The sequence below is a fragment of the Cellulomonas wangleii genome (assembly GCF_018388445.1).
Classification (GTDB): Bacteria; Actinomycetota; Actinomycetes; order Actinomycetales; family Cellulomonadaceae; genus Cellulomonas; species Cellulomonas wangleii.
Genome location: NZ_CP074405.1, coordinates 3,697,835 through 3,721,303, shown reverse-complemented (window position 1 = coordinate 3,721,303; position 23,469 = coordinate 3,697,835). Strand labels below are relative to the sequence as shown.

Below are 23,469 nucleotides of genomic sequence, written 5' to 3'. Positions count from 1 at the left end.
GTGATCCGCGCCTTCCGTCACGAGGTGAAGGGGCACGGGACGCGGCACTCGACGGACGTGGACTGCCTCTACTTCCACTTCCTGGACACGGGGGGATCCCAGGTCCTGCAGCTCTCGACCCTCGGCTCGGACCAGCGGCAGAGTCAGCCGAAGGTCAGCCAGACGTTCCAGATCGGCGCCGAGGGTGCGGCTGAGCTGCGGCAGATCCTGGACCGGACATTCCCCGGGATACGACCGGGTCCCGGCGAGGAGCCCGCCGAACCTCCGCGGGGGGCGTCGCCGACCCCGTCTGTCGTGGAACCCGAGGACCCGATCGACCGCTTCATCGACCGGGCAGGTCTAGACAAGGTCGACGACCTCAGCACGGAAGGATCGAGGGCTCAGCGGCGGGTGGTCGCCCGGGACGACCGTCCATACGCCGGCGGCGACTGGTACATCGTCGACTTCACGAACCTGCAGGCGTTGCGGTACGCGGACGTCGAGCTCGACCTCAGATCAGCACCGCCTGCCTACCAGCGTGCGGCCGTCATCGTGAACGACGTCTCCGAGGACCTCCAGGAGTTCCTCGTCAGGGCACATGCCGATGTCATTCGCCTGGCCGACCTGGGCCTCACGACGCGTCACCGGCGCGGGCTCGTCAGCGAAGCGGTAGTGGGCACGTCGCACGTGTCGAGCCGAGAACTGGTGGCACCCCCACAGATTCCCGCGACGTTCCACGGAACCGAGCAGCTGCTCCGGTCCGAGGTGTACCTCGCGCAGAAGGCACGGGCAGGGCGCGCGACTGTCGACGACGCCGTCGTGCGGGACGTTGTGAACGCATTGGTCCGCACCGGCTGGAGTGGGTCGATCGCGACGGTTGAGCGAGACGCAGGGCTGGCACCTGGAGCACTGAGGCCGATGTTGCCCCTTATGCGGAGGCTGCTGAATGTCGATGGCTACGAAACACTTGCGTTGCGCGACGGGGGAGTTCTCGCGATCGACGAGAACCTGCTCCGCCAGCAGTTCGGGCTCGTGAGCCCTGCACAGCCTGAAGGAGATCGTCTGTGAACAGCACCGCCTCGGTCAGTCCTCGGCGTCGTCGAGAGATCATCGACGCGCTGCGGCGGGGCACCGTGCCCCAGCAAGGGCTGGATGTCATGGCGGTGGGCCTCGGACGTTTCGAGTCCGCGATCGAGGACGAGCTCGAGTCGGTGAAGCACGGCGGCGCCCAGTTCAAGGCCGTCCGCGGAGAGTACGGATCGGGAAAGACCTTCTTCTCCCGCTGGTTGACGGAGCGCGCGAAGAAGATGAACTTCGCCACCGCCGAGGTGCAGATCTCGGAGACGGAGACTCCGCTCTACAAGCTGGAGAAGGTGTACCGCCGAGTCATCGAGACGCTCTCGGCTCCCGGAGGGTCGGCGGGTGCGTTCGGCGACATCGTGGACGGGTGGTTCTACTTCCTGGGACAGGATGCGCTGGCCGCCGGCGCCTCGGGGGACCTCGATCAGCGGACGGACGAGCTGCTCGAGAAGCGGCTGGCAGCTGTGTCCAAGGAGGCGCCGTCGTTCGCCATGGCCCTGCGGGCGTACCGGCGGCTGACCGCCGAAGGGCACCACGCCGATGCTGCCGCACTTCTCGCGTGGCTGGGCGGCCAGCCGAACGTGGCCGCATCAGCGCGCCGCGCGGCCGGGGTGCGCGGGGAGCTCGACCACTTCGGAGCCCTGGGCTTCCTCCAGGGTCTGCTCACGGTGCTCCGCGACTCGGACTTCGCCGGCCTCGTGCTCGTGCTCGACGAGGTCGAGACGCTGCAGCGCATGCGGTCTGACGTGCGGGAGAAGTCGCTCAACGCCCTTCGTCAGCTCATGGACGAAGTCGACGCCGGCCGGTTCCCCGGGCTCTACCTCGTCATGACAGGGACCCCTGCCTTCTACGACGGCCAGCAGGGCGTCCAGCGTCTGCCCCCACTCGCGCAGCGGCTGCAGACCGACTTCACGACCGACCCGCGCTTCGACAACCCGCGGGCGACGCAGATCCGCCTGACCGGCTTTAACGCGGAGTCGCTGGTCGAGCTCGGCGCGCGTGTCCGCGACATCTACGCCGACAGCACGCCGAACGGCCCGCGCATCCACGACGTCGTCGACGACCGGTACATCGCCGATCTCGCCGCGGCCGTGGGTGGCGAGCTCGGGGGCAAGACAGGCGTCGCGCCCCGCATCTTCCTGAAGAAGCTCGTCGCCGACGTGCTCGACCGCGTCGACCAGTTCCCCGACTTCGACCCGCGGCGCGACTACCAGCTGACCGTCAGCGCGACGGAGCTGACCGACGTCGAACGCGAGGCCCGCTCCCGTGGGGACCTGCGTGCCGCGTCCAGCGTCGACGACGTCGACCTGGGCTTCTGACAGATGAGTGGTGGCACCGGGCTCGACGAGGCCATCGAGTACCACGTGGTGAACTCGCTGGGCTGGGCGAGCCTGCGCCCGCTGCAGGCTGACTCGGTCGAGCCGGTGCGCGCGGGAGCGGACTGCGTGCTGATCGCCCCGACCGCCGGTGGCAAGACCGAGGCTGCGGTCTTCCCTCTCCTGTCCTCGATGGTCCAGGAGGAGTGGACAGGGCTGTCGGTCCTCTACGTCACGCCCCTGCGTGCGTTGCTCAACAACCTCTACCCGCGGGTCACGAAGTACGCGGACTGGCTCGGCCGGCGCGTTGGTCTCTGGCATGGCGACGTCGGCGACACGGAACGCAAGCGCATCCTCGCTGAGCCGCCTGACATCCTGCTGACGACGCCCGAGTCGCTCGAGGCGATGCTGGTGTCGCGGCGCGTCGACCACGACCGTTTCTTCTCGGGAGTGAGAGCGATCGTCGTCGACGAGCTGCACGCCTTCGCCGCTTCCGACCGCGGGTGGCACCTGCTCGGAGTGCTCGCCCGCCTGGAGCGACTCGCGCAGCGACCCATCCAGCGGGTCGGACTGTCTGCGACAGTCGGCAACCCCGAAGAGATCGGGCGGTGGCTGCAGGGCGGCGGGACCGCCAACCGCGAGCTGCGCGTGGTGTCGGAAGAGGCATCCGGTGCTTCTGCCGTACCTGAGGTCATGCTCGACTACGTCGGCTCGGTCCCGAACGCCGCCAAGGTCATCTCGTCACTGCACCGCGGCGAGAAGCGCCTCGTCTTCTGCGAGTCGCGACGCGTCAGCGAGCAGCTGGCCTTCGAGCTGCGAGAACTGGGCGTGCAGACCTTCGTCTCGCACTCCTCACTCTCAGCCGAGGAGAGGCGACGATCCGAGCAGGCCTTCGCAGAAGCGCAGAACACCGTCATCGTCGCCACGTCGACCCTCGAGCTCGGCATCGACATCGGCGACCTCGACCGCGTCATCCAGATCGACGCGCCCCGCACCGTCGCGTCGTTCCTCCAGCGACTCGGACGGACCGGGCGCAGACCGGGGACGCGGCGCAACACGCTGTTCCTCGCCACCAGCTCGGAGGCCTTCCTCGAAGCGGCGGGCCTGCTGCTGCTCTGGCAACGTGGCTTTGTCGAGCCAATCAACCCGCCGCCCCACCCCCGGCACCTGACCGCTCAACAGCTGCTCGCGCTCGCCCTGCAGGAGGGCGCGTACGGCGCCAGCACCTGGCGGGAGTGGTGGGGCGACCTCGCGCTGATGGACGACGGCGACGAGGTTCTCCAGTACCTCCGCGAGGAAGGGTTTCTCGTCGAGGACGGCGGGCTGCTCATGATCGGACCCGCGGCCGAGAAGGCGTTCGGGCGCCGCCACTTCATGGACCTGCTCAGCTCGTTCAACGCCGAGAAGGAACTTCGAGTCGTCGCGGGCAACAAGGAGCTCGGCTTCATCTCACCCCTCGCACTGCCTCGTGAGGGATCCGCCCAGCTCGACTCCAAGCCCATCCTCATGAACGGCCGCGCCTGGCACGTCGAGCAGATCAACTGGGAGCGGTTCGAGGTCCTCGTGAGCCCTGTCGCGCACAAGGGCGACGTCCGGTGGCACAGCGACGCTGTCGCCCTGTCGTTCGAGGTCATGCGCGCCCAGCGCGACGTCCTCCTCGGGGAGACGCCGGACGTGCCGCTGTCTCGGCGTGCTGTCGACCGGCTGGACCTGATCCGCGAGACACGGGCGGATGAGGTGTCAGAAGGCGGTCTTGTCGTGGACGGATCGGGACAAGATCTCCGGCTGTGGACCTGGGCGGGGCTGCGAGCCAACGAGACACTCCGCACCGCGCTTGGCGGAGCTGAGGGGCGGTCTTTCAACGAGGTGATGATCGTGCGAGGGGCGGGGCGACTGGACCGCCTGCAGGGTGTCGCGTTAGACGACGTCGCACCGAGTGTCCCGGTCGAGATGGTGGAGAGCCTCAAGTTCTCGGCGGCGCTGCCTCTGCCTGTCGCTGTGAAGACGCTCGCGGAGAGGTACGCAGACCGGAAGGGCGCAGCCATGGTTGCCCGCGAGTGTTTGAATGCGGGGTCATCGGAACAGGATAGTGAGTCGTGGAGCTGATAGCCGGCTCAGCAGTTGCTCCCTAGCCATATCCGTAGCTGGAGCGGCGAATGCTTTCTTCGACGAGTTGTTGCGAAAGTGCCAGAGGGGCCCGCGCGCTCAAGTGTCGCTCGACGAGCTTTGGTGGCGTGGAGGGTCGGGGAAGGACCGGACCTCATCTAGCGTCGCGAATGTCCAGGCGGTCAGCGGCTCATACCCGTAGTCGTACGCAATGGGTAGTCCTTCGAGCTCGTGAGCGAGCCCCAACATCTCGCCGAACCATCCGGCGTAAGCCCAGTCGTGAGCCTTGACCACGCGCCAGGGCGCCGCAGCGATGATCAGGTCGGCGACGTCGTCTCCGGTACTCGACGCGGTCACAGTCCTCGCCGCGAACTCGTAGCCTGCGCCGATCGAATAGTGAATCCCCAGGTCCCAGTCTCGCAGATCGGGGTACATGCGGCGCTCGGGAATGTTGTCCGCCGGAGCAACGGAGACTCTCCAGCTCGTTCCCGAAGGGCTCATGCCCGGCAACGCTCGCACAGTCTGAAATCCGCGACGATGCAATGCCGCGACGCCGTCCAGAATCCGCCATGCGGTCACGTACGGAGCGTCGAGCTCGAATGGACGCCAATGAGGCTCATTCGTGTACAGATAGAATCCGTGGATCGGGGTCGCTGAACGGCCGAAGGCCACACGCTGCATCGCACCACCCGCACGCGGTACGACGGCGGACCTGGCTGTAGCTTGACCGGACGTCAGGAACCTCTGTACCCCTGCTCGTGTGGTGTCTCCCGCGAGCCCGCACTCCACCCCACCGATGGCGACGCCTAGGTAGCCCTTCCTGCTGTCCGTGCCACCCGAGATCGTGGGCTCGCTCGTCGTGTCGCGCCACACGGTGAGCAACTCGGCGAGCTCGTGCAGGCTGCGACATTGTTGACCGCGGGTGATGAGAGGCAAGAAGGCTCCTCGTCTGATGCATCGGCAGCGCTCCGGGACGTCGGCAGGGTCCTGGGTGCGGTGCATGAGTCGTGTCGCTGGTCAGGTGGTGACGTGGCCACATCAACTGCATCACGATGAGGCATGCGACGCGAGCGATGGCCGACGATGCGCGCCGCTGGCTGACACGACCCGCAGCGGTCTCGTCGCTCACGCGATCGCACGAGCTTGTCATGCGCCGGCCGGGCTCACCTCGAGTCTTGTGCCTCGGCTCCGGCAACCTCCTCCCCGGCAACCCTCGCCCTCGCCTCGGCCAGGATCTCCTCCCAGAGGTGCGGCGGCGCAACCTCGGCGAGCAGCTCGAGGACGTGCTCGGCGTTCATGGCGACCGTCCTCTGCCGGACCGACCCTCGGGCGCTGGTGCTGCGCGGCCGACTCAGCCGCCGGGGCGCGTCGAGCTCTGTGCCCTCGACCGTGGCCGCTGCTCCCGCACCTGCCACCTGCGGGTCGATGGCGCCGGCGAGGACTCCGGTGTTCGGCGAGGGAGCCGGAGGCGCGGTCTCGGGTTCGTCGCCGGATTCCGCGGGTGCGTCCGCGTCCGTCAGCAGCCGCGGCAACCGCCCCGCCACATGCACGACGTCCAAGTACGCGGTCGTGCGTGTCAGCGCGATGTACAGCATCCGCAGCCCTTGCGGCCCCGCGTCCACGATGGTCTCGGGGTCGACGACGACCACGGCGTCGAACTCCAGGCCCTTCGACGCGCCCGGGCTGACGACGTTGATCGCCGAGGCCAACCCTCCCTTGTCGGCGTCCTGCCAATGCATGTGTGCGGCCCGGAACGCGTCCTCCAGTCGCTCGCGGCCGGCGTCCGGGCAGACGACACCGACGAACAACCCTTTGCTGCTGTGCTCGCGCACGACCTCGACGACGCGGGTGAACTGGTCATCCTCGGTCGGTACGGCGTGCAGGTGGGTGGAGTCCTCGACGTCCCGCACGATCGTGGGTGCGGAGACGCCGGGCGCAGCCTCCGGCAGCAGCCGCGCGGCGAACTCCATGACCCCTCGCGGCACGCGGTACCCGTACTCCAGCTCGACATGTTGCCTGGGCCGCGGCGAGGCGAGCAGCTCGACGATGTCGGCCCACGAGTCACGAGCCCAGTGCCCGGTGGACTGGGCGATATCGCCGACGAGCGTCATCGACCCGTCTCGTGACCGCCGACGCAGTGCCAGGAGCTGCATGGGGGACAGGTCCTGCACCTCGTCGACGACGATGTGGGCGTACGTCTCGGTCTCGCCCGTCATCTCCATCGTCACGTGGTCGAGCAGCGGCAGGTCCTCCTTGGACCAGCGCTGCTCGGACATGCGCGGCGAGGCCTGCCGGCGCAGCAGGCGGACCTCGTCGGCGCCCAGCGTGGAGCCGGCGGCGGACAGCAGGCGCTCGACCGAGCCGAACAGGTCCCGCAGGAACGCCGCGGGTGTGAGCTGAGGCCACACACGCTCGACGAGGGCCTCGACCTCTGCCGGGCGAGGTCGGGGCGTCGCGCTGCCGCGGCTCCAGTGCCCGTCGGCCTTCTGTCGGCGGCGCGCCTCGGTGGCGATCGCGGACTCCAGCAGCTCGCGGAACCGTGCGCGGCCCACCGTGTACGGCGTCCTGTCGACGGACTCGAGGATGTCGGCGACGTCCCGCGGGCTGAGCGTGACGCGCCAGGACACGTCGTCGAAGGCGAACGAGATGTCCTCCCGCACCGGGCGGACGCGGTCCGTCAGCGCCTGCGCGATCACCTCGACCATGCGCGCGTCGCCCTTGAGCCGCGCCGCGGCAGGATCCTCGACCACGTTGGGGGTGACGGACGTGCTCATGAGCCGCCCGACGTCGCGCTGGATGACGTGCTCCTCACCCAGCTCCGGCAGCACCCGGGAGATGTACTTGAGGAACGTGCGGTTGGGCCCGACGACGAGGACCTCGTTGTCCGCGACCTCCCGCAGCGGGCCGAACAGCAGCGCGGCCACCCGGTGCAGGGCGATCGCCGTCTTGCCGGTGCCCGGTCCGCCCTGCACGACGAGCAGTGTGTCGTGCGGCGCCGCGATGACATCGGCCTGCGCTGCCTGGATCGTCCGGACGATCGTCTGCATCTCAGGTGAACGGGTCCGCGCCAGCTCGTCCTGCAGGAACTCGTCGGACGAGACGAGCGCCGACTCGGACGTCCCGAGCTCGACGACCTGTCGCGCGAGCTCGGCGAGGACGACGTCGTCGATGTCACGGATCTGGTTGACGGGCTCCGTCCGGAAGGTGCGCTGTCGTGCGACCCCGCGCGGGTCGCTGTGCGAGGCGCCCCGCAACCGCAGCATGGCCGGCGCCTTCCAGCTGTACACGAGTCGGTCACGCTGCTCGTCGGAGATGCCGTGCTCGCCGACGTAGTACGTCTCGCCGTCCTCCAGGTCGATGCGGAGGAAGGCCACGGCCTCCTCCGGTGCACCCAACGTGGCGTCGTCGTCGGCGTTGGCCTTGAGCCGGCCGCGGTCCTTCGGGTTCGCGGCGCTCTGGTAAGCCAGCGCCCGTGACTCGCGGGCCGCCTCGCGGATCTCGCGGACGCGGTCGAAGTACGTCTGCTCGTCGTCTCGTGTGGCGGCCCATCTCGGCAGTGAGAGTGACACGTGTCCCCTTTGGCATCGCTTTCCACCGGCATCGGACGCGGCGGCCGGGACACGGGGCCCTGGACGACGTGCCGAGGCGCCCTGCGCGGCGGCGCGCCGTCGTCGGCACTCCCGTGGACTGACGCGCCGGCATGTCCGGCGCGCCACGATCTGCCGGGCTCCTCAGCTCCACCGAGCCACAGGGTCGACCCAGGCTCGCACTTGCCGCGCGCCGATGACCACGACGGAGGTCCCAACGACATGCCTCGTCCGGGAAGGCCTCGGAACGTCACGCCTGGGCCGACTTCCAGGACGACTGGGTCAAGCCGATGAAGGCGGCGAGCGGCCCGAGCACGAGCAGCTCGGGCTTGAGCTGCGCGAGGCCGTCGGCCCGCTCATGCTGCGCCGCATCAAGGAGGACCACCTTGAGAACCTGCCTCCCAAGCGGATACACGAGCACTCCAGCCGACGCCGGCGGCTCAGATCGCGGTCTACGACGACGTCCTCGCCGGCCACCGCGCCAGGGCCGGGGCCAAGGTCGCCGCGCTCAAGACGCTCCACGAGCTGAGCGCCGCCTCGCTGCACCCGGGCCTGCTCAACGGCACGCTCGGCGGTGACCCGCGTCGCGTCGACGACTCCGCGCGCACCCTGGTGGGCGTCCGCGGCGTGCTCGACACGGTCCGCGACGACGGAGAGAAGGCGATCGTCGTCGCCAAGACCGAGGACGTCCAGCGGGCCCTCGCGCTGTGGCTGCGGGAGATCTACGGGCTGCGCGTCGACATCGTCAACGTGACACCCCCGCCACCGGCACCGGCGACACCCGCCTGGCCAAGATCCGCGCCTTCGAGGCAGCGCCCGGGTTCAACGTCATCGTCATGTCACCGCTCGCCGTCGGTGTGGGCCTGACCGTCGTGGGCGCCAACCACGCCATCCACCTCAAGCGCCACTGGAACCCCGCCAAGGAGGCGCAGGCCACCGACCGCATCTACCGCGTCGGGCAGACCCGCGAGGTGCACGTGCACTACCCGATCGCGCTGCACCCCGACGTCGAGTCGTTCGACCTCAACCTCGACCGGCTGCTGCGCTCGAAGGTGGCACTCAGGGACGCGGTGGTGGTGCCGCGGGAGGTGACGCAGGAGGAGCTGGAGAGGGCGCTGGGGTTGTCGGGCGCCGGTTCGCTCACGGCATCGCCGCGCCTGTTGACGACGTTGTGTGAACCGCTTGCCGCTGACGCAGTGGCGGACGAGCGGTCGTCCGGTCTGTTTCGTCGCCAGTGTTCAGCAACCACGCGGTGGCGCCGCGGTCTGCGCGTGAGCCGCCACGGCGGCTGGCCCCAGAGGTTCCCAGCTGCGACGACGGCGTCGGCCGCGTCCCCGGAACGCGAAACACGCCTCGGGCGGGGTGGACGGATGTGCGCCCCGGCGTCGCGTACTAATTCGCAGGAAACGAGCATGGACGAGGATTCCGCGACAAACCAAACGTTCTCGCGTGCGCCCATGTGAGGTGATTGCCGGGGCCCATGCCAATAATTCGCGTCGAATGCCCGCTTTGGGGCAGTGAACCCCGTGCAGGTCCGTAGTCGAAAGTCACGAGGGATAACCTGGTAGTCGACGGCGGGGTGGGTTCTGGCCGCAGCGCTCCCCGACATCGGAGGGGATGGTTTCATGACGACGTACCGACGGCGAGGGCACTACCGCCGAGGGCGCGACGGGCGCAAGCACTGGGTGTCGTCGCACACAGTGACCCGTGCCAGTGGCCGTGGGCGGACGTCCTACACCTGGCGAACCTACGAACGCTCGACCGTGCGCTCGACGCCTCGTCGGCTCGCTCCTAGCGGCCCGAAGTCGACCCGATGGGCGCGCCCGAACGCCGCGTGTCCCGTGTGCGGCGCCGCCGTCTACTTCTACTCGAACGAGCACGGCAGCAGGGTCTACTTCGACGAGATGGGCCCACCGTGGCCGAAGCACCCGTGCACGCAGCAGGGCGCCTCCCCGTCGGCGCGCGTCGGCCACGCCCGGGTCGAGCCGGTGCTCTACCCCATCGGCGAAGGTCAGGAGCGACTGGCGCTGGCCGTGCGAACAGACCGGCGGTCCGGGGATGCCTCCTACGGTCAGACCAACGGTGACGCGTGGATCGTCGTCGACCAGTGGGTCGAGGACGACGCGACGTTCCTCATCTTGCGTCGCGCGTACTCGCTCCGTGGGCCGCGGGTGTGGCAGGCGCTGGACCCTGTCGACGTCAGCACGGGGTCACTCGTCTTCATCGCCTCAGACCAGTTGTCGTACGTGGACATGACGACCCTGGAGGCGGTGACGGCTGAGGTGCTGCCGTACCGCTACCACCCGCGTACCTCGCTCCTTGGGCGGCTGCGTGCCGCGTGGAGTCGCTGAGCCGGACACTGCAGTCTCGGTGAGACCTCGCGACAACCTGCCGGACGACGCCGTGCTCCTCGTGGGAACCTCGCTGCAGGACGGGGCCAAGGAGCGGGAGATCGACCTGCTCGTCGTGTGGCCAGAGCTGGGTGTCGCGGCGATCGAGGTGAAGGGCGGGCACGCCGCCCGCGCCGACGGGCAGTGGTGGCAAGGGTCGGGTGCGGAGCGGCACGCGCTCGACCCCGTCGGGCAGGTGCAGGACGCCAAGCGCATCCTGCTGGCGCTGCCGGTCCGGCACGGCCTCGCGGCGGCGCGGACCCGGACGGCGCATCTCGTCGCGCTCGTCGCGCTGCCGCACACCTCCGTGCCGGGGGACTGGGATGCGCGTGCGTCCGGCGAGGATCAAGTGGCGTCACGGCCGGCAGCGGCAGCAGGGTGGTCACGGGTCTCACGTGATCCGCGGTGACGAGGCACGCTCTCAGCGGCGAGGCAGCGCTATCGCCTTGATTGCCTGCCCTGGGCATGGTGCGTGAGTTCCCGCGCGACAGCGTCGGCCTCCACTGAGGCCTGCCAGGCTGGCACAGGGACGACCTGCAACCCGGGGCCCGGCGCGCGGCGTCGCGTGCGAGGTCCTGGAGGCGTTACCGACAGCGGACGTCCTGGTGGTGCGCCCGTCGACCTCGACGTCGAGCGGGTGTACAGAGTGTCCAACGTCAGGTTGAGCTCCTCGCCTCCACGCCGTCCTTGCACCTCGGTGTGCACCGGGACGGCGGTGGGGCGAAGAGCCGACGCTCCGCCCCCGAGTGCGGCTCGGGCTAGTCAAGGATGTCGTTCTTTCCTTCAGCCAGTCCCACTCCACCCCGGCGGCCTCATGTCACGTCGACAACGGTCTTGGTTAGGACCTCTAGACCAGATGAAGGGCGCGGCCGATGACTAGCTTGACTCAAGCTACGCCATACGGGTGCCGATAGAGCCTCAGACGATCCGTGTCGGGCCCTCCCGTCAAGGTCGGGCAAATTGGAATGCGGGCCGGTTATCGGGCGCCGGACGTAGCCAGAGATGAGCCGAGGAGGCAGGATCGGGATGGCGGCGCGGTCTACCGACACGGTCGATGTCGCCGATGTCGTGACTGCCCTCAATGAGCAGCTTCATGGGTGTGGCGCCCGCGCCATCCGCCTCGCCAACGACAGCGAGCCGAGCTTGGTATTGCTGTACCCAGAGATTGGTCTCCTGGCCATCGACATCGATGACTCCGACACCGGGTTCGAGACCCAGATACCCTTCCTGCGCCTCAACGAGAGAGTGCACTCGTTGCGTCAGACCCTCGAGCTCGACGCCACGACTCCGATCGGCCGGGTGGTTCTGCACACGCGGAAGCTGTTGACGGAGCCAGCAATCGGTATCGGCGGACGAATCAGCATCAGTCCAGCTCAATTGTCTGACTCCACTTGGCTGAGCCAGGCGCGAGCGCGGCCGCTCGACGAGCAACTGGTTGCGCGGATCAGAGGCCTGCTGGAGCCCACCTTCACCTTCACCACCGTCTTTCGGGCTGGTTCACATGACCAGGGAGCCGCCGAGCGCGACCAGCTCCGTGTCACGCTCGACGCCCAACAGGCGGCGATCGCCCAGAGGCGTGATCTCGACCTCGCTCTGGTCCAGGGCCCGCCGGGCAGCGGCAAGACGCTCGTCCTCGCCGCCCGCGCTCGATGGCTCGCGAGCCTTCACCCTGACTGGCGGATTCAATTTCTCTGCTTCAACAACGCGCTCGTGCCGTACCTCAGGAGCCTCGTCGCCGACCACCCCAATGTCGTCGTCACCACCATGTGGCCGTACGCGAAGGAGGTCGGAGTCCGGTTCTCGTTCGACGATGAGGCCGCCAATCACCGTGCCCTGGAGGTGGCGAAGTCGAAGGGGGTGCGTCCGATTGCCGACGCCATCCTCCTCGACGAGGCCCAGGACTTCCGCCCGTCATGGATCGCGATCGTCATGGCGGGCCTGACGCCTGGACGTGGAGGGCTCGTCATGGCGGGGGATCCGGCGCAAGCGCTCTACGGCGCCGACGACGCTCTCGCGGGGTTGGAGTCACTCGGCGTCCAGCATCTCCATCTCACGCGGCCCTACCGCAGCACTCGCAACATCTTGGGCGCGATAGGTGCGATCAATGCGCAGTTTGCCGTCGAACAACTCGAATCCGCTCCGCCTGGTGAGCCGGTCGAACTGATCTGGGCCGAGACTCCGGCCGAACAGGCGAGGGCCATCGCCTGGGAGATCCACCGGATGGTGTCGAGCGGGGATCGTGATCCTGGCGACATCGCCGTCGTCATCGTGCGCTACCGCGGCACTCTCATGCACATCGCCCCTGCCCTGGAGGCGATGGGCATCCCCTTCACGGCCGTCGTCAGCAAGGATGACAAGAAGAACTTCGACCGCGGGGCAAACACGGTAAAGATCATCACGCCCCACTCGGCAAAGGGCCACGAGTTCCCGGTGGTGTTCCTGTTCGCCCTCGACACGGTCAAGCCGTTCGACCCGTCGGATCCCGAGTCCGTGCAGCGCGGCCGGGCGGGTTTTGTCGGCGCCACGCGAGCCAAGGATCAACTTGTCATCACTTACACAAAACACAATGCCTATCTCGAGATTCTGAGCAAGGACGAGAAATACGTGCGGCGCTGGCTCTGGCCCGATCAGTACGAGGGAGCGGTGAGCGATGGCTGAGCTCGCGGTGTATAGCTACGCCGGGCCTGGCGAGCAGGTGGCCGCCGAGACACTGGCGAAGGAGCTGCCTGCCGACTGGCTGATCGTCGTCGGAAGAGAACTTCCGACGCCGCAGAAGGACGACGTCGACCTCCTGGTCATCGGGCGGCACCACATCTTCGTGCTCGAGGAGAAGCACTGGGGGCCGACGGTCGAGGTCCTGAACGGCGGGTGGCTCGTCAAGGGCGCACTGCGGCCGAGTCCGGTGGGACGCAATTCCCAGGTCGCGAGGATCCTGGCCGGTCTTCTCAAGGCGAGGGTCCCCGGGTACGCGGTGGCAGCGAGGTCGAAGCATCTCGTTCAGGAATCAGTCGTGCTCTCCTACCCCGGCGTAACGCTTGACACGACCGGCTACCCGCCTGACGACGATCACATCCTGTTGCTCCACGACGCCCCCGCCGCGTTGATGGAATGGGACAGATTGAGCACGGACTTCGCGGCCGTGCGGAACGCCGTCTGCGAGTTCCTTGCCGGGCTGTCCACGAGGAAGTCGGCTCCCGAGTCACTCGGGCCCTTCACAGTCCTGCACGAGGTCGCCGGTGTCGGCCGGTCGCGCGTCTTCTGGGGCGAGGACAGCGATCGGGAGCCGGTGGTGCTCCGCGCCTACCCGATGGACGGCTGGGGCCCCGGGGTGGACGCGGGGCAGCTGGTGAAGAACGAGCGCCAAGCGACGAAGCAGATCGCGGACATGCAGCGGTCGTGGGGCGTCGAGGCCACCTTCGTCGACGAGGCGAGACGATGGGTCGTCCTGCCGATCCGCCCTGTCGCCAGCCTTTCGCTCAAGCGACGGGCCGCGGCCCGTGATCTGGCGGTCACGGAGGGCGGCCGCGTGACCGACCGCGCGGCCGGCATCGTCCTGGACGCCTTCGAGGCACTTGCGGAGGTGCACGCGACGGGTGTCCTGCACCGAGGACTCTCGCCTGATCGCGTCCTCACGGCTCGAGGCGATCGCGTCATGTTCTGCGACTTCTACCTCGCACACCTGCCTACCGATTTCACCGTGGCGCCGGCGCTTGCTGACACGGTCGACAGCTCGGTCCCCTTCAGGGCTCCTGAGCTCGGGTACGCGATCGGCGCGGCAACGACCAGGTCGGACGTGTACGCCCTCGCCCTGAGCCTGCTCTGGTGGGTCAACGGGGACATCCGCCTGACAGACGAAGGCGCCGTCAAGGCACTCCCCGCCGCGGTCGACCCTGCCGACCCGGTGCTCGCCGTGCTGGTCTCGTGCGTCGCTGACGACCCCGCCGGGAGGCCCGAGGCCGGCGACGTGGTGGAACGGTTGAGCGCGCTGCTGCGTCCGCCCCCGCCCCCGAACGCCCCTGCCGACGAGCCGAAGCAGGATGTGTTCGAACCCGACGGGATCGTGGGCGGTCGGTACCGGATAGAGCGCAAGCTCGGACAGGGCGGCTTCGCGACCTCGTGGCTGGCGAGAGTCGTTGATCGAGACGCGTGGCGGGTGATCAAGCAGTTCCACGACTCGACTGCGGTCACCCAGGCGATGCACGAGTTCGAGGCCGCGGAGAAGCTCGTCAGTCCTCGGTGCGCCAGGGTGTGGGACTACTCGGCCGACCCTGCCTACATCGTGTCCGACTACGTCCCCGGTCGCACCCTCAAGGAGCTCGGCGCGGAGCAGAGTGCCGGTGCGGAGGAGTATCGCCGCATCGTTCTCGACGCCCTCGACGGGCTCGCGTATATGCACAGCGAGGGCCACCTGCACCGGGACATCTCCCCTAACAACATCGTCGTGACCAACGAGGGTCGGGCTGTCCTCATCGATTTCGGACTGACGACGGCGAAGAGCGAGGCCGTCACGATCGCTGGCACCCTGGCGTTCGTAGCGCCCGAGGTGCTGGCGGCGGGGCCATGGTCGCCGGCCGCCGACCTCTACGCCCTGGGCGTGAGCGTCCTGCGCACCATGCTCGGCCGCGAGCCCTATCGCAGTCATGACAAGTCCGAACTCGTGCCGCTCTCCCGCGAGGAGCAGGAGAGGTGGGGGGCGGACGGCTCCGCCATCGTCAACGCGCTCTTCCGACTGGTGGAGGCCGACACCAGCGTGCGACCGTCGTCCGCCGCAGACTTCGCCCGGTATCTCAAGACTGTCGCCGCGACCGACGTCGAGCCGGGCGAGAGGGCGCAGAATCCGACCGTCCTCAGCCTCCGTCGCCTCTACCGGGGCAGCGCCGTCGGCAACGCCGGCAACCGTGGTCTCGACGATCGCTTCGCTCGGGAGACGTACGTCAGGACGCTGCTGGACACCCAGCTCACGCCGAGCGTGCTCCGAGGCGAGCTCGACGTCGTTCTCCTGACCGGCAACCCCGGTGACGGCAAGACCTCATTCCTCTCCACCCTGCGCCGCCGCCTCACCGACGAAGGTGCTGTAGACGTGACCGAGCCCACGGCGGCCGGATGGCGGATGAAGCTGGGAGACCGCACCTTCGCGGCGGTGTACGACGCGAGCGAGGCACGCGACGGGAAGTCCTCTGATCAGCTCCTCGTCGAGGCCCTCGAAGGAGGCGCCGAGCACACCGCGCTCGTGGCGATCAACGACGGCCGTCTCCTGAACTTCTTCCAGGCCCACGCCGACGTCTACGAGGACCTCTACGTCGCAGTCGACCAGTACGCACGCGGGCGCCCCGTCCAGAACTCGCGGGTGGCCGTCGTCGACCTCAAGCGACGGTCGATCGCGCCGACGGGCGGGGGCGGATCCGGACTGGCCGGGAAGGTGCTGGACTCGTTCGTCGCGGACGAGCTCTGGCTCGCCTGCCAGCCCTGTCGGGCCCGCGGCATCTGCCCGATCTTCGCGAACCGCGACATCTTGCGGGGCTCCGGCCGTGGGCCCCTGCTCGAGCTCGTCGCTATCTCCCACCTCCGCCGCAAGCGCCGCGCCACCTTCCGTGACGTCCGCTCGGCCATCGCATGGACCCTCACGGGAGACCGCTCGTGCGATGACGTCCACAAAGCGATCGAGGAGGGCCGAGACCTGCGACTGGCCACGGACGCGTTCGCCTTCGACCTGGCGTTCTCCGCCGGGAACCCCGACTATCTCGTCGCCGAGTGGGCGAGCGTCGATCCGGCGACGCTCGCCGCGCCCGGCGTGGAGCGAGCCATGCGCAGTGAGACGCTCGAGCTCTACACCCCGCGGCGCCCGGGCTTCGAGACCCGTCAGGTCTTCTTCGGCTCCACGAGCACACGAGCCCTCCGCGATGAGGTGCGCGCCTATCGCTTCTTCGACGAGTTCGTCGACGCACTCAACGGCGACCTCGACGGCTCCGTGAAGGAGACCGTCCTGCTCGGGCTCAGCCGCGTCCTGGGCGCCCACGGCTACCAAGGAAGCGCACTCGCGCTGCGGGATGGTGAGAGCGACGGCTGGTCGGTACTCCGCGAGATCCCGGCGGAGGAGTTCACACTCGTCGCGCTCGAGCCCGACGGGAGGTTCGTGGAGTCGCAGCCCGAAGGACTGCGCCTCTCGCACAGGCTCGGCTCCATCGTGCTCACGCTCGACTCGTACGAGCTGATCCGGCGTGCGGCTGACGGCGAGATCCTCGGCGACTCGGGCGCAGAGGCCGTCAAGCTCGAGTTGGCGTCGTTCGGGAACGTGCTGCGGACGACGCCGGCACACCGGGTCGTCGTCGTCGATCCGTCCGGCGGGAGCGACCTGGTGCGCAATGTCGGCGGCGTCCTCACCCGGGAGGGGGCGGACTCATGAAGATCGAGCTGCCTGAGGAGCTCCGCACCTTCGCCTACCGCGAGCTGACGGTGGTCGAGCCGAACGACACGGACGTCGAGCGCATGCTGACGCAGATCTTCGAGCTGGCGATCAAGCAGGGGCGCACCGCGACCAACGTCAGCGCGGCGAAGCTGTACGACGAGAAGCGGGCTGCCTTGGCGCAGAGCGGACATCTGGCCGGCTTCAACGACACGCGCGGCCGTGCCGTGCTGGACGGTTGGCTCCGCGCGTCTGTCGTCGAGATGGGACGCGCGGGTCGCGCGCGTGCGAGCGAGCAGATGCAGTACTTGCGGCCCACGACGGTGGCTGTCTTCCGGGCTGGCTTCCCTGCCCGGTCGCGCCACCGCGGTGCCGACATGGTCGTCTACCGCGAGCTCCTGCGCGAGATGGCCGCTCGACTGGGGCCTTCCGAGGGTTCAACAGACAAGGCTGCTGCCTGGATCCGGGAGCAGTTCACAGGGGCCTTCGGTCCGGGCGTGACCTTCAGCGATCCCCCCAAATGGGCGCCGACTTACGACGGGACGACCGACGTCGACATCACCGCCCTGCTGACGCTGTACTTTGTCGAGCTGTTCGACGCCAAGTCCGCTGCGAAGGACAGGGATGCCGAGCAGACTGCCCGGTATAGGTCGCCCGTGCCGGGCGCGACGAGGCCGCTCGGTGCGGACGTCCTCGACTACCTCCAGGCTTACGGCGAACGAGCCCCGTCGCTCGTGATGTCGCAGCACATGGCCGCGATTCTCGGTCTCCGTCTGTTCCAGCTCCCCCTGCGGATCGCGCGGGCGACCCGCGAGCTCATCGAGACAGGGCAGATCCCGCACGACATGGTCGACGACGACGCCTCCAACCCGCTGGAGCAGTACGTCGACTTCACAGGTAGCAAGGGTTCCCCCTCGGACCTGCTGGCTCGCGAGTGTGTGCAGCGCGATCTCGAGATCACCCGGCAGTTCTTTCGGGACCGCCTGTACCTGCTGTCGATCCGAGGAGCGCCCGCGCTCAAGGCCGAGCTCGCCGACCAGAGCTTGAGCCCGGCCGAGAGGGTCGCGCTGGTCGCAGACGCGAAGGAGATCCCGCGCGTCGTCGGGCACCTCGAGTACCTCCTGTCGCGGATCGTCGACCTCAACGAGCAGAGCGACGACGAGGACGCGCGCCACTTTCTCGCCACCATGGAGGCGGACCCCCGCCCGGCGGCGGACCGACTCGCTGACGTCCTCGTCGAGGCGCTGAAGAAGCGTGGCTACGAGAACGCCGTCAAGTGGTTCTGGTCCGCGGGCGGCATCAAGACCGACATCGGTGTGCTGACCGGCGCCCTGAACGTGCGGAGCTCGTGGGCGTATGCCCCGTCGGACAAGCTGCTGGCGTCGCTACTGGCCGTGACGTTCGCCCGGCGAGGAGGCGGAGCGGCACATGCGGAGCTGACGATCGGCGAGGTCCTGAAGCAGCTGGAGGAGCGGTTCGGCCTCCTCGTGAACCGACCTCCGTGCGCCATGGCGACGGCTGCCAACCGAGCCGCCGCGGCCGAGAACCTCGAAGCGTTCAAGTACCGGCTTCAGCTGCTCGGCGTCTTCGAAGGACTCAGCGACGACCTCGATGCGCAGCGGGTGCGCAATCCCTTGGTGAACCTCTCGGAGAACGCATGAGAAACCTGGTCCTCGAGCAGCTCGCCGCGCGCGTGCTCGAATCCGTGAGCGGCGCCGAGGTGGGCCACTGCCTCCGCGTGGACGACATCGCCGAGACCGAGGCGTTCGAGCTCGCACGCCTGCTCGCGAGCGAGGTCGACGAGGAGCGGGTCCGCGTGGCGGTGCTCTCGTCGGTCACCGGCGAACTTGCCGTCGACGTCGAGACCGCGGTCGGCATCCGCAACGACAAGGCTCGCGTCTTCGTGCTGCTGGTCCCGCCCGGCCAGGCCCACGCCGCGAGCTCGTTGGACAACTCGTTCGAGCGGCTCGCGCTCGTCGACGAACTCGAGGCCGTCGCTGCGACCCTGAAGAATCAGGTTGCCAGGAGGTGGCCCGAGCTGCCCGTGACGGCACTGTTCCGCAAGCTCCGTGTGCCGATCGAGGCGCGACTCGACTACCTGGCCGCTGTGCTTGAGTCGGACGACCACCGAGCCTTCGGGCGGGAACTATGGCGTGTGGGCCTCCTCGTCGACACGTCCGAGGCGTCCCTCCTGCGCGCCAACCTGGAGCTCAACGCCGAGCTCGTCGCCGCCGTCGCGAGACCGTCTACGGCCACGACCACCGTGCGGGAACGACTGCGCAAGGTCCGGGTCGCGCCGGGCGAGGTCCACGAGAAGCTCGTCGCCGTGCTCGACTCCGCGCACGGGGACCTACGGAACACCGTCGAGTGGACGCACCGCCTCTACACGCAGCAGGGGATCACCCTGTCCGACATCCCCTGGGACCGCGAGGTCGCGTCAGGGATCGTCGAGCTCCACATGGAGAGCTTCACCAGGGCGGATGGGGCGGTGGAGAAGTTCAGCAAGCTGGAGTCGTCGGACAGCGGCGCGCTGTATATCCGCACGTCGCCGGAGAACCCCAGCTCCGTGGGCCTGCGATGGAAGACGAAACCCGCCAAGCCCACCGACGTAGCCAGCTGGCTCCTGGAACTTCTGCCGCCGGCTGACCTCCGGGACGACGCCACGTCGTCCGTGATCGACCGCCGGGTCAAGGGAACCCGGATGTCCACGAGCCTCTCGTTGGAGCTCGGCCCGGACGACCTCGTCGGCGGCGCGCTGTTCGTTGTGCGCATCACCGCGCTCGACGCGAACGGCGTCCCTCTGCTGCTGTCCGACGAGACCCCGGCAACGGCAGACAGCGACCAGTTCGAGGTGGTGATCGAGGACTCTCTGTCCGAGAGGCCGATGCGGCATTCCTCAGCCGCCTCGCTGGCGGAGGCTCAGCTCAACGCCGTGCTTGCGGGCGCACCGAACACCGACATCGATATGCAGGCGTGGGATCTCGAGGGGAAGGTCTTCTCGGCACGGATCGGCAAGCACCTCGGGGTGCAGCTCCGGGTCGCCCCAACGATCGTCGGCCTCCAGCGCCGGGTCATCGCTGATCCCGCGATCACCGCGTTCGAGGCCAAGTCGGACTTCGGCGAGCCGATCGTCTCGCAGTCCGCTCTCGCACAGCGTTGGGACCTGCCCGCCGCGCTCGCCAGGAAGCGCAAGGACCTGTTGGCGCTCCTCGCCCGGTCCGCACCGCAGGACGTGCCGGAGGTCTTCTCGTGGGACCCCGACGCCAGGAAACTCGCGATCGAGTACGCGCAGAGCTACAAGCGAGCGCTCGACGCTGCTGACGACAGCCAGCGCGAGGCGCTGCTCCGGCTGGACACAGTGTCGCTCGAGGTCGGCACCGCGGCGAGGCCGGAGCTCGCGGTCGTCGTGCTCCCGATCCATCCCCTGAGAGTCGCCTGGATCGCGACGCATTTCGGTGTCGCCGATTCCTGGTGCCAGGAACTGCTCGCGGTGGGCGGCGCGAAGGTGCGCCGATCGGCCGTCGACGCGGAACTGTTCGCGCGCGTGCAACCGGCGAACCTGCCGTTCACGGGCCTCGCGGCCACCGGGGATGTCCTCGTGTACTTCGACGAGGTGGCATTCGGTTCAGCGGTGCTCCTGGCTCCGTCCGTCGCGGCGCCCGAGGCGGTCGCGTCGGCGGTGTACGGCGCGCTCGACGTGCCGCGGCGGTCCACCGCGCTCACCGCGGCCGCGGCCATGGTGTCCAGCCGACTGGACGACTTCCGCCGTTCGCACCCCGAAGCGCGTGCCCTGCGCATCGCGCTGATGAACCCCGGTGACGGGGAGATCGCCGGCCTTGCGGTCGAGTCGCTGCTCGCTCCCGCGACGACGGCCGAGGACGTCACGCCCGATGCTCCGCGCGTCGAGGTCGTTGCTTACGGGCGCGACGCGGGCTTCGCGTCTCCCCTTCCCCGCCTCACCGACCTGCAGCGGACGCTTCAGTTGGCTCAAGCGCCCGGCTCGCGGAGCCACCTGGCCCCGCCGCTGGGCATCGCCGTGCGCCCGCCGGACGCACTGGTACGAGACGACCGGGCCAGTCACATCGCGATCATTCAGGACGTCGCGGGTCTGGGGATGACCGGGACGCTCACGGCGGGGACCGACCGTTTCGCGGCCTTCCACGACCTGCTCACTCCCGTCATCACGACGAGGGACCACGAGGGGAAGGCTGCCTGGGTGAGCGCGCCGGCCTTGCTGTCGACCCCCGACGCACCCGGTCGCGCCGCCGTCGAGGCGCACAAGTCCTACCAGGCAGCTCTCGGCGCGCACACCGGCCTGGGCTCCTCGCCTGCGCTGAGGATTTGCGTCGAGCCCGATGGTCTGCAGGCGATCCGCGTGCTTCACGAAGTGGCGGATTGGGTGATGACCCTCGACCGGTTCGTCGGGCTCGACCTCTACGACGACGCCCTCGCGATGGGTCTGGGAACAACCAGCTACATGCTCGACTATGCGCCTGACTTCATCGAGGGCCTGAGCCACCGGTTGACGGTGACTACCAAGCAACGCGGCGAGGTCGTCCACATCCTCAAGCGGGCGATGGACGACCTCGGCCTCGATCAGGTCGGTGAGTCCGTCACGCTGATCATCGAGAGCCTGCTCGCGATCTCGGGGCGGCTCGTCCTGCGGCTCCAGGGCAGCGAGTCCTTCGCGCGGGAGGCGGTCAGCCTCGCGGCGCTGTTCGCACACCTCTCCGCACGTCGGAAGCTGGAGGACGCGATCATCGTCCCTGTCGACTCCCACGAGGAGATCTTCGGCAGGTCGGCGCGGGAGGCCGACCATCCCGCGCGTCGGTGTGACCTGCTGCTCGTGCGCGTCCACCGTGGCGGACTGCGCATCGAGTGCGTGGAGGTGAAGTCGCGCAAGGCGGCTGCGTTGCCGCTCCAGCTCGCGGACGACATCGTCGATCAGCTCGAGGAGACCAGGCGGCTCCTTGTCGCGCGCTTCTTCGCTGTCGATCCTCCGCGTGTCGATGCCGCACTCCAGCGCGCGAGGCTGGCCGGCATGCTGCACTACTACGCCGACCGGGCCGTCGTGAACGGGACCCTGTCGAAGGAAAAGTTGGCCGACACGCACAAGCTGATCGATCGGCATCTAGAGGCGTGGGCGCCTGTGGAAATCTCGATGCACGGCTACGTGATCAGCCTCAATGGCGCGGAGGGCGTCCCGACGCAGCATCGGCAAGTCCCGATCTCGGTGCTCACCGCGGCGGACCTTGGCCAGGCTGGCTTCTCGACAAAGGTCGTAGATGAGGGTAAGCGTGCCGAGCGCCCATCAGCGGACGTGGCAGCAAAGTCATCTGTCGACGTCCCCGGGAACGCAGGTGGCGGCGGGGTCCCACAGCAACCTGTCGCCGTGACGGTCGCGCCGACGGAGTGCGATGCAGAGCCCATCGACTCGCCTGTAGAAGCTGAGTTTCGAAAGCTAGAGCCGTCCGGCCCGCCCCAGAGCATCGACGTTGTTCTCGGTACCGACGTCCAGGGGGCGGATCTGGTGTGGTCCGTGAGCACGAAGGGCAGTCCGCACTGCTTCATCCTCGGGATCCCGGGTCAGGGCAAGTCCGTCACGACCCGTCGCGTCGTCCGCGCCTTCTCGGAGGCTGGTCTGCCGTCGCTGCTGCTGGACTTCCACGGTGACATGGCGGCAGACCCCCCGGCGGGGGCGAGTGTGCTCGACGCGAGTCAGGGGCTCCCCTTCAGCCCGTTCGAGGGTGCCCTCGCGACGGGCCCCCTGCTGAACGCACTGGCGTTCGAGACCGCGGAGATCATCGCCTACGTCGCCGGCCTCGGTGAGATCCAGCAGTCGCACGTGTACAAGGCGATCCAGAACGCTTACCTCGGTGTGATCGACGGTCAGGAGCTCCGAGCGCCATCGGTCGAGCAGTTCGCCGAAGCGCTGGAGGCAGTCGAGGCCGCGGCAAAGGGAAAGCACGCACGAGAAAGAGTCCGTCCTCTCACTGACTTCGGGCTGTTCGCCGGTGATGGTGCTGGCGCGTTTCGGCCGCGAGAGGGAGGGATGGTCGTCGACGTCAGCGCTATCCCGCTGGAGCAGGTGCAGCTCGCCGCAGGTGCGTTCTTGCTGCGCAAGGTGTACCGCGACATGTTCCAGTGGCCGCAGGACGGAACGCTGAAGCTGGCCGTGGTACTCGATGAAGCGCATCGGTTGGCGAAGGACGTGACGCTTCCCAAGCTGATGAAGGAGGGGCGGAAGTACGGCGTCGTCGTCGTCGTCGCCAGCCAGGGGGCGGCCGACTTCCACCGAGATGTCGTCGGCAACGCGGGAACCAAGATTGCTTTCCGCACGAACTTCCCAGCGAGCAAGCAGGTGGCGGGTTTTCTCAGGGGGAGGTCGGGTCAGGACCTGAGTATGGAGATCGAGAAGCTGGCAGTCGGCCAGGCTTACGTCTCGACCCCGGACTCGCCACAGGCGCGCAGGATTCAGATGAGTAGGTAAGCGTGCGCCGAAGTCCAGAGGAGCCTCGAGCGTGCAGCGCCGTGTCAGCGGGTCGTTCAGTCAGGTCGGAGCGGCCACCGTGCCTGCTCCAGGAGGTGGCTCGGCTCGGTAGACGCGG

At 68.5% G+C, this 23,469-nt stretch carries 13 protein-coding genes; 10 read left to right on the top strand and 3 right to left on the bottom strand.

Translation table 11 applies throughout. The features are described from left to right. From KG103_RS17010 to KG103_RS17000, 3 genes are read left to right on the top strand one after another with little or no spacing between them, the layout of a single operon-like run. Complete coding sequence (locus KG103_RS17010; protein WP_207339656.1) at positions 1-1,047, top strand: hypothetical protein; 1,047 nt, start codon at positions 1-3, stop codon at positions 1,045-1,047. Further along, positions 1,044-2,378: a BREX system ATP-binding protein BrxD gene (gene brxD / locus KG103_RS17005; protein ID WP_207339655.1), complete on the top strand. Its 1,335-nt coding sequence runs from the start codon at positions 1,044-1,046 to the stop codon at positions 2,376-2,378. The genes KG103_RS17010 and brxD overlap by 4 nt, the downstream gene beginning before the upstream one ends. A gap of 3 nt (positions 2,379-2,381) precedes the next feature. Next, positions 2,382-4,481 (top strand): DEAD/DEAH box helicase, encoded by a 2,100-nt coding sequence (locus KG103_RS17000; RefSeq protein WP_207339654.1) that lies wholly within the window; start codon positions 2,382-2,384, stop codon positions 4,479-4,481. A gap of 99 nt (positions 4,482-4,580) precedes the next feature. Here the strand turns inward: KG103_RS17000 and KG103_RS16995 are convergent, their stop codons facing one another. From KG103_RS16995 to KG103_RS19035, 3 genes are all read right to left on the bottom strand, one after another. Beyond that, positions 4,581-5,417, bottom strand: coding sequence for a hypothetical protein (locus KG103_RS16995; RefSeq protein ID WP_207339653.1), 837 nt, complete (start codon positions 5,415-5,417; stop codon positions 4,581-4,583). A gap of 227 nt (positions 5,418-5,644) precedes the next feature. Continuing rightward, complete coding sequence (locus tag KG103_RS16990) at positions 5,645-8,050, bottom strand: HelD family protein (RefSeq protein WP_207339652.1); 2,406 nt, start codon at positions 8,048-8,050, stop codon at positions 5,645-5,647. Between the two features lie 268 nt (positions 8,051-8,318). After that, positions 8,319-8,453, bottom strand: coding sequence for a hypothetical protein (locus KG103_RS19035; protein WP_256439590.1), 135 nt, complete (start codon positions 8,451-8,453; stop codon positions 8,319-8,321). Positions 8,454-8,775: 322 nt separating this feature from the next. Here KG103_RS19035 and KG103_RS16985 point away from each other — a divergent pair, with 322 nt between their 5' ends. The 7 genes from KG103_RS16985 (at position 8,776) to KG103_RS16955 (ending at position 23,351) form a co-directional block, all read left to right on the top strand. Further along, on the top strand, positions 8,776-9,531 hold the full coding sequence (locus KG103_RS16985; RefSeq protein ID WP_213319940.1) for a helicase-related protein: 756 nt from the start codon (positions 8,776-8,778) through the stop codon (positions 9,529-9,531). Positions 9,532-9,909: 378 nt separating this feature from the next. Beyond that, positions 9,910-10,419: a hypothetical protein gene (locus KG103_RS16980; protein ID WP_207339649.1), complete on the top strand. Its 510-nt coding sequence runs from the start codon at positions 9,910-9,912 to the stop codon at positions 10,417-10,419. Positions 10,420-10,438: 19 nt separating this feature from the next. After that, entirely contained in the window at positions 10,439-10,867 is a 429-nt protein-coding gene (locus KG103_RS16975) for a nuclease-related domain-containing protein (RefSeq protein ID WP_249670650.1), read from the top strand. Positions 10,868-11,460: 593 nt separating this feature from the next. Then, complete coding sequence (locus KG103_RS16970; protein ID WP_207339648.1) at positions 11,461-13,116, top strand: 3'-5' exonuclease; 1,656 nt, start codon at positions 11,461-11,463, stop codon at positions 13,114-13,116. Continuing rightward, positions 13,109-16,861: a protein kinase domain-containing protein gene (locus KG103_RS16965; RefSeq protein WP_207339647.1), complete on the top strand. Its 3,753-nt coding sequence runs from the start codon at positions 13,109-13,111 to the stop codon at positions 16,859-16,861. Before KG103_RS16970 ends, KG103_RS16965 begins: the two co-directional genes overlap by 8 nt. Beyond that, positions 16,858-18,522, top strand: a complete 1,665-nt coding sequence (gene mads7, locus KG103_RS16960) for a methylation-associated defense system protein MAD7 (RefSeq protein ID WP_207339646.1) — start codon at positions 16,858-16,860, stop codon at positions 18,520-18,522. Before KG103_RS16965 ends, mads7 begins: the two co-directional genes overlap by 4 nt. Beyond that, positions 18,519-23,351 (top strand): ATP-binding protein, encoded by a 4,833-nt coding sequence (locus KG103_RS16955; RefSeq protein WP_207339645.1) that lies wholly within the window; start codon positions 18,519-18,521, stop codon positions 23,349-23,351. The genes mads7 and KG103_RS16955 overlap by 4 nt, the downstream gene beginning before the upstream one ends. The last annotated feature ends 118 nt before the right edge of the window (positions 23,352-23,469 follow it).